This is a genomic window from Bacteroides sp. AR29 (assembly GCF_900217715.1).
GTDB classification, from domain to species: Bacteria; Bacteroidota; Bacteroidia; order Bacteroidales; family Bacteroidaceae; genus Bacteroides; species Bacteroides uniformis.
In genome coordinates this window covers 216,135-228,618 of the sequence record NZ_OBMS01000004.1, presented here as the reverse complement: position 1 = coordinate 228,618, position 12,484 = coordinate 216,135, and the positions used below count along the sequence as shown (strand labels likewise).

12 protein-coding genes are annotated in these 12,484 nt (G+C 47.4%); 6 read left to right on the top strand and 6 right to left on the bottom strand.

The features are described 5' to 3' along the window. The first annotated feature begins 310 nt into the window (after positions 1-310). The gene (clpB, locus tag CSD97_RS03810) at positions 311-2,905 is read left to right on the top strand and encodes an ATP-dependent chaperone ClpB (protein ID WP_098031985.1); all 2,595 of its coding nucleotides are present in this window, start codon (positions 311-313) and stop codon (positions 2,903-2,905) included. An 85-nt stretch (positions 2,906-2,990) separates the two neighbouring features. Here clpB and CSD97_RS03805 read toward each other — a convergent pair whose 3' ends face one another. From CSD97_RS03805 to nusB, 5 genes are all read right to left on the bottom strand, one after another. Beyond that, positions 2,991-3,422, bottom strand: coding sequence for a DUF5606 domain-containing protein (locus tag CSD97_RS03805; protein WP_005832700.1), 432 nt, complete (start codon positions 3,420-3,422; stop codon positions 2,991-2,993). A 115-nt stretch (positions 3,423-3,537) separates the two neighbouring features. Then, complete coding sequence (gene coaE, locus CSD97_RS03800; protein ID WP_098031984.1) at positions 3,538-4,137, bottom strand: dephospho-CoA kinase; 600 nt, start codon at positions 4,135-4,137, stop codon at positions 3,538-3,540. Further along, a complete protein-coding gene (locus CSD97_RS03795; RefSeq protein ID WP_005831792.1) occupies positions 4,127-5,143 on the bottom strand; it encodes a YbbR-like domain-containing protein in 1,017 nt (338 codons plus the stop codon). Before CSD97_RS03795 ends, coaE begins: the two co-directional genes overlap by 11 nt. Positions 5,144-5,158: 15 nt before the next feature. Next, positions 5,159-5,494: a preprotein translocase subunit YajC gene (gene yajC, locus CSD97_RS03790; RefSeq protein ID WP_005831794.1), complete on the bottom strand. Its 336-nt coding sequence runs from the start codon at positions 5,492-5,494 to the stop codon at positions 5,159-5,161. Between the two features lie 38 nt (positions 5,495-5,532). Beyond that, the gene (gene nusB, locus CSD97_RS03785) at positions 5,533-6,459 is read right to left on the bottom strand and encodes a transcription antitermination factor NusB (RefSeq protein ID WP_005831796.1); all 927 of its coding nucleotides are present in this window, start codon (positions 6,457-6,459) and stop codon (positions 5,533-5,535) included. Positions 6,460-6,678: 219 nt separating this feature from the next. Here nusB and CSD97_RS03780 point away from each other — a divergent pair, with 219 nt between their 5' ends. From CSD97_RS03780 to CSD97_RS03760, 5 genes are all read left to right on the top strand, one after another. Continuing rightward, complete coding sequence (locus CSD97_RS03780; RefSeq protein ID WP_034522710.1) at positions 6,679-7,086, top strand: PUR family DNA/RNA-binding protein; 408 nt, start codon at positions 6,679-6,681, stop codon at positions 7,084-7,086. A gap of 138 nt (positions 7,087-7,224) precedes the next feature. Beyond that, entirely contained in the window at positions 7,225-7,815 is a 591-nt protein-coding gene (locus CSD97_RS03775) for a 50S ribosomal protein L25/general stress protein Ctc (RefSeq protein WP_005832708.1), read from the top strand. Positions 7,816-8,076: 261 nt separating this feature from the next. Next, positions 8,077-8,640 (top strand): aminoacyl-tRNA hydrolase, encoded by a 564-nt coding sequence (gene pth, locus CSD97_RS03770; RefSeq protein WP_005832710.1) that lies wholly within the window; start codon positions 8,077-8,079, stop codon positions 8,638-8,640. Beyond that, the gene (locus CSD97_RS03765; protein WP_005831803.1) at positions 8,637-9,056 is read left to right on the top strand and encodes an RNA-binding S4 domain-containing protein; all 420 of its coding nucleotides are present in this window, start codon (positions 8,637-8,639) and stop codon (positions 9,054-9,056) included. The genes pth and CSD97_RS03765 overlap by 4 nt, the downstream gene beginning before the upstream one ends. A 16-nt stretch (positions 9,057-9,072) precedes the next feature. Next, positions 9,073-10,059, top strand: a complete 987-nt coding sequence (locus tag CSD97_RS03760; protein ID WP_005831805.1) for a Gfo/Idh/MocA family oxidoreductase — start codon at positions 9,073-9,075, stop codon at positions 10,057-10,059. Between the two features lie 21 nt (positions 10,060-10,080). Here the strand turns inward: CSD97_RS03760 and CSD97_RS03755 are convergent, their stop codons facing one another. Then, entirely contained in the window at positions 10,081-12,351 is a 2,271-nt protein-coding gene (locus CSD97_RS03755; protein ID WP_005831807.1) for a cation:proton antiporter, read from the bottom strand. Between the last annotated feature and the right edge of the window lie 133 nt (positions 12,352-12,484).

Genomic DNA, 12,484 nt, shown 5'->3' with positions numbered 1-12,484 from the left:
TAGGCCCTCACTACATAAGATGTACATCTCGTACTACATGAGATGTACACCTCGTACTACATGAGATGCACATCTCATGCATGACATCCTTATTTGCCCTTCTCTTTAACCAATAGAGTTTAATACGAAAAGGAACTTTGCTCCAACTTCTTATCTAAAGAAGTAGAAAGAAACAAAACGACTGATTTACAGACAATTTGTCATTTTACATATTTTATATGCAGACAATTTGTCCGAAATGTGCCAATGGCAAATCTTTTGCGCCTTCCCAAGTGTTATGAAACTGATAAAATAGAAAGGAGAACAAAATATGAACTTTAACAACTTTACCATTAAAGCGCAAGAAGCAGTGCAGGAGGCTGTGAACCTGGTACAAAGCCGTGGACAGCAGGCCATCGAGCCCGTGCATGTACTTCAAAGCGTGATGAAAGTAGGTGAAAATGTCACCAACTTCATCTTCCAGAAACTGGGCATGAACGGTCAGCAGATAGCACTTGTACTGGACAAGCAAATTGATTCTCTGCCCAAGGTATCCGGCGGAGAGCCATACCTGAGCCGTGAAACGAACGAAGTGTTCCAGAAGGCCACCCAATATTCCAAGGAAATGGGTGATGAATTCGTCTCCCTGGAACCGGTACTGCTGGCTTTGCTGAATGTGAAAAGCACTGCATCCACCATTCTGAAAGATGCCGGGATGACGGAACGCGAACTGCGGGAAGCCATCAACGAACTGCGAAAAGGAGAAAAAGTAACTTCACAATCCAGCGAAGACACTTACCAGTCATTGGAAAAGTACGCTATCAATCTGAACGAAGCAGCCCGCAGCGGCAAACTGGATCCCGTCATCGGCCGTGACGAAGAGATACGGCGTGTCCTGCAGATTCTGAGCCGGCGTACCAAGAACAACCCGATTCTTATCGGTGAACCGGGTACCGGTAAAACAGCTATCGTAGAGGGACTTGCCCACCGTATCTTGCGTGGAGACGTCCCCGAGAACTTGAAGAACAAACAAGTCTACTCCCTGGATATGGGTGCACTGGTGGCGGGCGCTAAATACAAAGGCGAATTTGAAGAACGCCTGAAGGCCGTTATCAACGAAGTGAAGAAGTCCGAAGGAGACATCATCCTCTTCATTGATGAAATCCACACCCTGGTGGGTGCAGGCAAGGGCGAAGGCGCCATGGATGCCGCCAACATCCTGAAACCCGCCCTGGCACGCGGTGAACTGAGGAGCATCGGGGCCACTACCCTCGATGAATATCAGAAGTATTTCGAAAAGGACAAAGCGTTGGAGCGCCGCTTCCAGATTGTCATGGTGAACGAACCGGACACGCTGAGCACCATCTCCATTCTGCGTGGTCTGAAGGAACGTTATGAGAACCATCACCATGTACGGATTAAAGACGATGCCATCATCGCCGCCGTAGAGTTGAGCAACCGCTACATCACCGACCGTTTCTTACCGGACAAGGCTATCGACTTGATGGACGAAGCCGCTGCCAAGCTACGTATGGAAGTCGATTCCGTTCCGGAAGAACTGGACGAAATCTCGCGTAAGATAAAGCAGCTGGAGATTGAACGCGAGGCCATCAAGCGCGAAAACGACAAGCCCAAGCTGGAACAAATCGGCAAAGAACTTGCCGAGCTGAAGGAGCAGGAAAACTCGTACAAGGCGAAATGGCAAAGTGAAAAGACCCTTGTCAACAAAATCCAGCAGAATAAGGTGGAAATAGAGAACCTGAAGTTCGAGGCCGACAAGGCGGAACGGGAAGGCGACTATGGCCGGGTGGCCGAAATCCGTTACGGCAAACTGCAAGCGCTGAACCAGGAGATTGAAGAAACTCAGCAAAAACTGCACGAAATGCAGGGCGACAAGGCCATGATTAAAGAGGAAGTGGACCCTGAAGACATTGCCGACGTAGTATCCCGCTGGACCGGCATACCGGTAAGCAAGATGCTGCAAAGCGAAAAGGACAAACTGTTGCATCTGGAAGCGGAACTGCACCAGCGGGTTATCGGGCAGGACGAAGCCATCGAGGCCGTATCCGATGCCGTACGCCGCAGCCGTGCCGGACTGCAAGACCCGAAACGTCCTATCGGCTCATTCCTTTTCCTGGGAACCACCGGTGTAGGTAAGACGGAATTGGCAAAGGCGCTGGCGGAGTTCCTCTTTGACGACGAGACGATGATGACCCGTATCGACATGAGCGAGTATCAGGAGAAACACAGTGTTTCCCGTCTGGTAGGAGCGCCTCCGGGATATGTGGGCTACGATGAAGGTGGACAACTGACAGAAGCCGTAAGGCGGAAACCGTATTCTGTCGTCCTATTCGACGAAATCGAGAAAGCGCATCCGGACGTATTCAACATCTTGCTGCAAGTGCTGGATGACGGACGTCTGACGGACAACAAAGGGCGTACGGTCAACTTCAAGAATACGATTATCATCATGACCTCCAACATGGGCAGCGGCTATATCCAAAGCCAGATGGAGAAGCTCAACAGTAGCAATAAGGAGCAAATCGTAGAGGAAACCAAAAAGGAAGTGATGAATATGCTGAAAAAGACCATCCGCCCGGAATTCCTGAACCGTATCGACGAGACCATCATGTTCCTGCCACTGACAGAGCCCGAAATCAAGCAAATTGTGGTGCTCCAAATCAAGAGTGTGCAGAAGATGCTTTCCGGTAACGGTGTGGAACTTGTTCTGACAAATGCTGCCATAGACTTCCTTGCCAATGCAGGGTATGACCCTGAATTCGGCGCCCGTCCGGTGAAACGTGCCATCCAGCACTATTTGCTGAACGACTTGTCGAAGAAGCTGCTGGCTCAGGAAGTAGACCGCAGCAAGCCTATTACAGTGGATGCCAATACCACTGACGACGGACTGGTTTTCAGAAATTAAAAGCAATCCGTATCCCCCAATAAAAGAGGCGATTCCCGACTATTGAGAATCGCCTCTTTTATTTTGTATTTCAATCCTTCTCCGATTACTCGGCCTTGCTTTCCTCCTTCGTTTCTGCCGCAGGAGTTTCTTCAAAATCCGTCATACCGCTTGCCACCAGCAAATTATACCAAACAATCAATTTCTTGATGTCGGACGGATATACGCGGTCGCGATCGAAGGTAGGCAATACCTCTGCCAGGTAAGCACGCAAGTCGTCAGCAGTAGCTTTCTTCAAATCCAGCACTACGGCAGCACCATTTTCCTTTTTCTTCATGGAAAGAAACACTTCCTTCAAAGGAACATCTTCCGTATCTGTATACATGGCGATATCGCCCAAAGAAATAATCTTCTCATTACCATAGGCAGGGAAACGCTTCTTGTCTGCAAGCGACTCTACAATCAACATATTTTTTCCCTGGGAAACAAGCTTATATAATCCCGGTTTACCGGAAATGGACAAAATAGTCTTCAACATAATATATTCTATTTTGATGATTAGTAGTTATTTTTTCGGGGGGCAAAGATAATGTAAGCCGAAGACAATACAAAATAAGCTTGCTTATTTTTATTGTTAAGGAGATGCCTATTTTTTAAAGATAGTACATTTTTTCAGATAGCGAACCGATTAGTTCTAAAACCTGGGGTATTAATGGAGTTTCGCCATCATTTACAATGACAAAATCTGCATATTTACGCTTTTCTTCGTCATCCATCTGGCTACGGACACGCTTTTCTATCAACTCGCGCGAGGAAGCATCTCGCCGGACGGCACGTGAAATGCGCACCTCTTCGGGCGCATAGACCATAACAATAGCATCCACTTCACCTGTAAACCCCGCTTCAACCAAAATGGCCGATTCTATACCGACAATGGAAGAAGCGGTGCGGCATTGTGTCCACCGCCTGAAATCCTCCTTTACACGAGGATGCACAATACCGTTGATTTCTTTGGCATGCTCCGGACTGCCGAAAAGATAAGACGCCAACAAAGACTTGTTCAGCGTGTCACCGGCATACACTTCCGCACCAAGCAAAGCTGACAATTCCTCGCGGATCAATGAATCGGATGCCATCAGCCTTTTCGTTTCCAAGTCCGAGATATAGACGGGAACACCCAGCACTTCCAACAGCCGGGATACCATACTCTTTCCGCTACCGATACCACCGGTTATACCTATCTTAATCGCCATAATCAGGAGAAACTTGCTCTATCAGAAAATCCACTTGTGCCGGATTGAAGCGTACCTGGCTCACCCCTTTCGGCAGATTCTTAATCTTTACCGTATACTTGTCGGAACCCAGACGGAGCAGTTCCTCATAGGACACGTAAATATGAAAATCATCAGCGTTAATCTGCCTGAAATGACTCAGACCAACCTGAAACGTGACCTGCACCTTGGAAGGGAAAGCGCGCAGCACCTTGTCGGCAGGAAAGTTAACGCCACGCAACGGCACCTCCACTGTCTTTTCTGTATAAATATCCACCGGAAGCATCATCTCAATGGAAGAAGGCACAAACTTCACACCTTTCTGGATACGCAGGGGGACTTGTTGCCTCAAGGTATCCGATATATCTTCCAGCTTCACCGGTTGCGTATAGGCAACAGCAATCGTATCCAGCACGCCTTGCGGCGCATACACCAATACGGAATCGGGACTGAATATCGTATCCGAAAGATAATACTCACGTCCGGCACTCAGCGTGCCGCGCAGCTTCACCGGCACCAGTTTGGAGGCTCCCGTCGAATAGATGTACTCCAATGTATCCGGCTTCATGGAAAGCAGGCGGGTAGAGGCATTCAGCTGGTTCAGCACTTTCTTTTCAAACTGCGAGGGATATATCCTTACTTGATTATCCACGCCCTTATAATCGGCATAATCGAGAATAACGGGATAAAAGCTCTTTCCCAACATATAGTTGAGCAGTACCGTTCCCTTATCCTTTACCTTGATACGGAGTTCTGAAGCAGGTTCAGAGGTAATCACCACATTATTGGGCACTCCCTTCAGCCGCACCGGTATAGAAAAGTCCGCCTCATAGTCGTTGTTCAAGGTCTGCAAGAGCCAGAAGCCACCGGCTACAAAGAAAAAAAACAAAAAAATGAAGAACTCCCTGCTTTTATCGCTAAGCAGAAAGTCCTTCACTTCTCTTGATATCTTCAGATATGTACGTTGTATGTTCCTACGTTCAAACATAGGCTCACATTTCTATTATTTAGATGCCTGACTGCTGTTCGCATCAGCAGCTGCAGCAAAAATAGAATTCTTGTCTATACGAATCTTAACGTTAGAAGCGATTTCAAGCACCACATCATTGTCGTTGATTTCCTTGATAACACCATGGATACCACCAGCTGTGATTACTTTCTGATTCACTTGAAGCGATTTACGGAAGTTTGCTATTTCCTTTTGCTTCTTGTTTTGAGGACGAATCATAAAGAAATACATAATAACGAACATGGCTATCAGCATAATCCACATCATGCTACCACCACCGGCAGGGCCTGCAGCGGGAGCCTGCAGGAAGAATACAGTCATTAAGTTCATAAATACTCAGTTTTGGTTTCTATTATTAAACAAAGGTATTAGTTTTTCGTTAACTTACCTTCTTTTTTTAATTGATTAACTATTCCATCCAATGTACCGTTCACGAAGCTGCCACTTTTGGCCGTGCTGTAAACTTTGGCAATATCGACATATTCGTTCAACGAAACACTCACCGGAATGTTCGGGAAACTTAATATTTCGGCCAAGGCACACTGCATGATTACAACGTCCATAAAGGCTACACGGTCCAAGTCCCAATTGCGCGTGTTCTCGCTGATGAGGTGACGGTAATAGTCGCAGTTCAAGATGGCACGGCGGAACAAACGGCGTGCAAATTCCTGGTCTTCCTCATCCTTGAACTCTGGTAGAAGTTCCTGATTGGCACCATTCTTCTCTTCAAAGCGCTTGATGGTTTTCAGTACGAAAGTATCCACAATCTCCTTGTCGTCATTCCAGTAGAGGCTCTGGTCTTCGAGCACATTGTCCAAGGCTTCGTTGTTGAAGACAAAAGTCTTATACAGCTTTCTCCACAATTCACGGTCGTATTCGTAAGAATTGTCCGAAGAAGCCATATATTCCTTATATATATCTGATTCCACAATTTTCTCATACAATCCCTTGACAAAGTCTTCATCATTGGCCCACGTGCGCTTTTGGTTGGCAATGAATTCCGTCAATTGTTTGTTCACTTCCAACTGGGCTATGAACTTGTTTTCCACAAATTTCATGTTGGGATACAGCTCCTCGGCAGTGGGAGCCAGCTTAGCTTTTGCCGCATCAATACGTTTTTGTGCGTAGTTCGTCAAAGCTATCATCAGCATCAGCAGGTAGTTGTAGAGGTCGTATGCCTTTGAAAGGCTAAAGAACAATTCTTTCTCCGCTGAGTCTAAATTTTTACTGCCATTCTGATAATAAGCATATACAATCTGTATAATCTTAAGACGAATAAGAACTCTGTTGATCATAATTCTAAAGTAAATACTAGTGTTTTAACAAGGCGCAAAAGTAGGCATTTTTAATGAGTTTACATAAATAAATCACATTTTTTAATGCAGATATTGATTATCCGGTCTTTTTCTTTTGACAGTTTAAAAAAAATCGTCAATTTTGAGCCCGATAAAGAGCTAAAAGCTACGAGATACAAGTTTTAAGGTGATAATATCAAAATTGAGACCTATTATAATATGGAAGACTTTAAGAAGAAAAACGCAGCGGACATGAACGACAAGGAGATTGTATTCTCCCAATCCATCAAAGCAGGTAAGCGCATCTACTATTTAGACGTCAAGAAAAACAGAAAAGACGAAATGTTTCTCGCCATCACGGAAAGCAAGAAGATTGTGATGGGCGAAGGAGACGACTCGCAGGTAAGTTTCGAAAAGCACAAAATCTTTCTATACAAAGAGGATTTTGAAAAGTTCATGAACGGACTCCAGCAAGCCATCGGCTTCATCCAGGAGCAGCAGGGTTGCTATACAAGACATACCGCTGACGAAGAGGCTGAAAGTCCCGAAACGGGAAAAGAAGAACTGTCGAAAGAGGAAAAAGCGTCTTCATTGGAAGGAGAAATCAAGATAGACATTGAATTTTAAGTTATAACCTTTTGATAATTCAAAAAGAAGCTGTACTTTTGCACCGCTTTTTTGCAACATCGTGTGGCAAGCCACATCGTGTGATGGTGAATTAAGCAAAAAATTTACTTAATTTAGAGTAACACAAAATTTTTTAAAATGAAATCAATTGAAGTAAAAGGAACTGCAAGAACTATTGCAGAACGTTCTTCGGAACAAGCAAGAGCTTTGAAAGCTATTCGTAAAAACAACGGTGTACCTTGCGTACTTTATGGTGCAGGTGAAAATGTTCACTTCACTGTACCTGCAGAGGGTCTGCGTAACTTGGTTTACACTCCGCACATCTACGTAGTTGACTTGGTGATTGATGGCAAGAAAGTAAACGCTATCATGAAAGATATCCAATTCCACCCCGTAAAGGATACTATCCTGCACGTTGACTTCTATCAAATCGACGAGGCTAAGCCTATCGTTATGGAAGTTCCGGTACAGATGGAAGGTTTGGCAGAAGGTGTTAAGGCTGGTGGTAAGCTGGTACTCCAGATGCGTAAGCTGAAAGTAAGAGCTTTGTATAACGTAATTCCTGAAAGACTGACTATCAACGTTGCCCACTTGGGACTTGGTAAGACTGTTAAAGTTGGCGAATTGCAATACGAAGGATTGGAATTGCTGAATGCCAAAGAAGCTGTTGTATGCGCCGTTAAGCTGACTCGTGCTGCAAGAGGTGCCGCTGCTGCTGCAGGCAACTAATCGATTCTTTCCAAGAAAGACTAAATATTCGGGAACGCGGATTAACGCAGCCAACGCAGATTTCATACTGATTTCCGCGGAAAGTTGCGATAATCCGCGTTCTTTTTACGGCTCACGAGAGTGTATAATTCACCACAGATTACACAGATTAACACAGAATGAATTTAATGTACCGATAATCAAAGATGTCTATCTGTGCAAATCTGTGTAATCTGTGGTGAATACTAGTTTTAACACCCTCATAAACAGGAAGCACTGACTATGAAATATTTAATTGTAGGATTGGGCAATATCGGCCCCGAATATCACGAAACCCGCCATAACATCGGATTCATGGCAGTAGATGCTCTGGCCAAAGCAGCGGGTGCCACTTTTACCGACGGACGTTATGGTTTCACCACAACACTGTCAGTCAAGGGACGCCAACTGTTACTGCTGAAGCCTTCCACCTTTATGAACCTCAGCGGCAACGCCGTACGCTACTGGATGCAAAAGGAAAACATTCCATTGGAGAATGTGTTGGTAGTGGTAGATGACCTGGCACTGCCTTTCGGCACACTGCGCCTGAAAGGTAAGGGAAGCGATGCGGGACATAACGGCCTTAAGCATATTGCATCAACGCTGGGCACCCAGAATTATGCACGCCTGCGTTTCGGCATCGGCAATGACTTTCCCCGTGGTGGGCAGATTGACTATGTGCTGGGACATTTTACCGATGAAGATTGGAAAACAATGGATGAGAGATTGGAGACAGCCGGAGAAATCATCAAAAGTTTCTGCCTGGCGGGAATAGATATCACCATGAATCAATATAACAAGAAATGAACGAAGCCAGAATTGACAAATGGATGTGGGCCGTGCGCATCTTCAAGACGCGTACCATAGCCGCCGAAGCCTGCAAAAAAGGACGCATCAGCATCAATGGCGCACTGGCAAAGGCTGCCCGTACGGTGAAGCCGGGAGACGTCATCCAGGTGCGCAAGCCCCCCGTCACCTATTCCTTCAAAGTTCTGCAGCCCATCGAAAAGCGTGTTGGCGCAAAGTTAGTGGCCGAAATGATGGAGAATGTAACGACTCCGGAACAGTATGAACTGCTGGAGATGAGCCGTGTTAGCGGTTTCGTCAACCGTGCCAAAGGTACCGGACGACCAACGAAAAAAGACCGCCGGAGTCTGGAAGAATTTACAGAACCGGAATTTCTGGATGATTTCGACTTTGAATTCGATTTTGAGGAAGAGTAAAAATAAGGGAAAGATTATGAGCGAGAGAATAATTAAATGGGGATTCATCGGTTGCGGAGAAGTGACCAAATACAAAAGCGGACCGGCATTCCAGAAAATAGAGAACTCCGAAGTAGTGGCCGTCATGAGCCGAAATGGTGACAAGGCCAAGACCTACGCCAAGGAAAGAGGGATTCCTAAATGGTACGACGATGCCCAGGAACTGATTGACGACGAAGAGGTGAACGCCGTGTACATTGCCACTCCTCCTTCTTCACATGCTACGTACGCCATCATGTCCATGAAGGCAGGTAAACCGGTCTACATAGAGAAGCCGATGGCCGTTACCTACGAAGAGTGCTGCCGCATCAACCGCATTTCCCAAGAAACGGGTGTTCCATGTTTTGTCGCGTATTACCGCCGCTATCTGCCCTACTTCCTGAAGGTAAAGTCACTGGTAGAGGAAGGACATATTGGCAATGTCATCAACATTCAAATCCGCTTCGCCCAGCCTCCCCGCGACCTCGACCATAACAAGGAAAACCTGCCGTGGCGCGTGCAGCCGGACATTGCCGGCGGAGGATACTTCTATGACCTTGCGCCCCACCAGATAGACTTGCTGCAGGAAATCTTCGGATGTATCCTCGAAGCTAGCGGCTACAAGAGCAACCGTGGCAGACTATATCCTGCCGAAGACACTCTAAGCGCATGTTTCCAGTTTGACAGCGGACTAGTAGGCAGCGGCTCCTGGTGTTTTGTCGCCCACGAATCCGCCCGCGAAGACCGTATAGAAATCATTGGAGACAAAGGCATGATTTGTTTCTCCGTATTCACCTATGACCCCATTGCGCTGCACACAGAAAGAGGGCGTGAGGAAATCATTGTCGAAAATCCCACCTACGTCCAACAACCGCTTATACAGGCAGTGGTAGACCACCTGCTGGGCAAGTCAGTCTGCGGCTGTGACGGCGAAAGCGCCACTCTGACCAACTGGGTAATGGACAAAATACTGAACAAACTCTGATTAGCGTTCATGGGGTAGACCTTACCCCATGTCGAAACCTTCACATTTCCAGCCGACCAGCTTGTACACATCGGCACTCTCGCCTACAATCCATACCACATCTCCCTCCACAAAAGGTTCATGCGGGTCGGGAGCATGCAAGGTCTCCCCTCCCCGCTCCACACCGGCAATCAGGCAGTGATATTTCTCGCGTATCCCTGCTTCTTTCAGGGTCTTGTTCAGGAAAGGGGACTGCCCGTCCACACAGAACTGGCGTAGAATCATCTCACTCTTCTCTATCACATCCGCATTCATGGCAGACACCTTATCCATCTCCTGGCCGAAGATGTTCAATTCCTCATCCGTGGCAATTACTTGTATCTTGTCCTGCGGGAAAAGGCGGACAGACGCTCCGGGAATATTAATCCGTTTCTTGCCCCGAAGGATAGAGACCACATGGATACCGTATTTCTTTCCAAAATTCAGCTCCGCCAATGTCCTGCCCACCCATGCCGACTCGCCGGGGATTTCAAAATCCGTCAGGTGCAGGTCGCGCGACAGCAGACGTCCCGCATACTCCGGTTTCTTCTCTCCCATATACTCGGCACGCATGTCGCGGTACCGCAGATTCTGGAAGAATGTCCTCTCTATCATGATGGACTGCTTCTTCAACTGGCGGGAGAGTATCATCAGGGTCACCAGCAGCACCGCCACTCCAAACACCAGACCGACGGACATCTTGAACAAACCGGCTATTACGAACATGACGAACGAAACGCCCAGCAGCAGACGCAGTACAATGGTGGCCACCAACGGTGCCCGGTTTCCACGGTTATCCTTCCATAAAGTCACGAACTCTTCCGAGTGGTTCTTTTTAATCATGATGGCACGCAGGAACGGAGCTATACACAGAATGATGATAAAGGCAGCCAACAGAGAGCCCCATACCCCGGGCAGACTGTCGTGCACGAAAGGCACCAGAAAACGGAACGCCAAAGCTATCACCGCCACGCAAATGATGGAATACACCACCGTAATCCTGACCAGCGCAAATATCAGTTTCTTCCACAGACTCTCGTGGTTCATGGTCTGCGAACCTGAAGCATAGCGGGTCAAGAACTTTCTCCATTTTTCCGGCAAATGCGTATCCACAAGATTGGAAGCCGGTTCTGCCAAACGAATCATATAAGGAGTGAGGAAAGTGGTGATGACAGACACCGCCACCACAATAGGATACAAGAAATGGCTGGTGACATGCAGTGACACGCCCAGCGAAGCTATAATAAAGGCAAACTCACCGATTTGCGTCAGACTGAAACCGCATTGCATAGCCGTCTTCAGCGGTTGCCCTGCCAGCAGCACACCCAGCGTCCCGAAGAGGGATTGCCCGAGGATGACCGCCAGAGTAATCACGACAATAGGTCCCGCATACTCCACAATCATGGCCGGGTCTACCATCATGCCGACCGATACGAAGAAGATGGCGCCGAACAAGTCCTTGACCGGCTTCACCAGGCGCTCTATGCTCTCCGCCTCTACCGTCTCGGCAAGAATGGAGCCCATGATGAACGCGCCGAAAGCAGCCGAGAAACCCGTGTGCGCGGCCATCACCACCATACCGAAACAGAGTCCGAGAGAGACTATCAGCAAGGTTTCCTCGCTCATCAGCTTCCGGCACCGCTTCAGCAATCCGGGGATGAGGTATATCCCTACGACGAACCAAAGTATCAGGAAGAACAGCAGTTTGGCAATGCTCCCCAGCATCTCCGTACCCTCGAAGTTATGGCTGACTGCCATCGTGGAGAGCATCACCATCAATACGATGGCAAGAATATCCTCCAGGATAAGCACACTGAGCACCAGCCCCGTGAACTGTTTCTTGCGCATCCCCAAATCATCAAACGCCTTATAGATAATGGTAGTGGACGACATGGCAATCATACCGCCCAGGAAGATACAGTCCATCCGTTGCCAGCCGAACCCGGTACCTACCGCCACTCCCAACAATATCATACAAAAGATGATGGTACACGCAGCAATAATCGCCACGCCTCCCACCTTCACAATCTTCTTGAAGCTGAATTCCAATCCCAGTGCAAACAGCAGGAAGATAACGCCTATATCCGCCCAGGTCTGTATATTAGCCGTGTCCATCACCGACGGTGTATAGGCCATGTGAGGGCTGGCAAGGAATCCTGCAACTACATATCCTAACACCAGCGGTTGCTTCAATTTCTTAAAAAGCAGGGTCATAATCCCCGCACAAATCAATATCAGAGCTAAATCAGCTATCAAAGGGGCTAAATGTGACATAACACTACTTATCTATTAATCAGAGATATACAACTGCAAAACTCTGCAATACATCTGCAGTAGCTCTGCAATACATCTGCAGTGGCTCTGCAAAAGCCTTGCAGCGTCACTGCAACTGCTTTGCAGCAACACT

What these genes read in the sequence shown, in the direction of transcription:
- nusB (WP_005831796.1), bottom strand. Translation starts at nt 6,459, where the DNA reads ATGATCAACAGAGTTCTTATTCGTCTTAAGATTATACAGATTGTATAT.
- CSD97_RS03795 (WP_005831792.1), bottom strand. Translation starts at nt 5,143, where the DNA reads ATGTTTGAACGTAGGAACATACAACGTACATATCTGAAGATATCAAGA.
- CSD97_RS03760 (WP_005831805.1), top strand. Translation starts at nt 9,073, where the DNA reads ATGAGCGAGAGAATAATTAAATGGGGATTCATCGGTTGCGGAGAAGTG.
- coaE (WP_098031984.1), bottom strand. Translation starts at nt 4,137, where the DNA reads ATGGCGATTAAGATAGGTATAACCGGTGGTATCGGTAGCGGAAAGAGT.
- CSD97_RS03755 (WP_005831807.1), bottom strand. Translation starts at nt 12,351, where the DNA reads ATGTCACATTTAGCCCCTTTGATAGCTGATTTAGCTCTGATATTGATT.
- clpB (WP_098031985.1), top strand. Translation starts at nt 311, where the DNA reads ATGAACTTTAACAACTTTACCATTAAAGCGCAAGAAGCAGTGCAGGAG.
- CSD97_RS03765 (WP_005831803.1), top strand. Translation starts at nt 8,637, where the DNA reads ATGAACGAAGCCAGAATTGACAAATGGATGTGGGCCGTGCGCATCTTC.
- CSD97_RS03775 (WP_005832708.1), top strand. Translation starts at nt 7,225, where the DNA reads ATGAAATCAATTGAAGTAAAAGGAACTGCAAGAACTATTGCAGAACGT.
- pth (WP_005832710.1), top strand. Translation starts at nt 8,077, where the DNA reads ATGAAATATTTAATTGTAGGATTGGGCAATATCGGCCCCGAATATCAC.
- yajC (WP_005831794.1), bottom strand. Translation starts at nt 5,494, where the DNA reads ATGAACTTAATGACTGTATTCTTCCTGCAGGCTCCCGCTGCAGGCCCT.
- CSD97_RS03780 (WP_034522710.1), top strand. Translation starts at nt 6,679, where the DNA reads ATGGAAGACTTTAAGAAGAAAAACGCAGCGGACATGAACGACAAGGAG.
- CSD97_RS03805 (WP_005832700.1), bottom strand. Translation starts at nt 3,422, where the DNA reads ATGTTGAAGACTATTTTGTCCATTTCCGGTAAACCGGGATTATATAAG.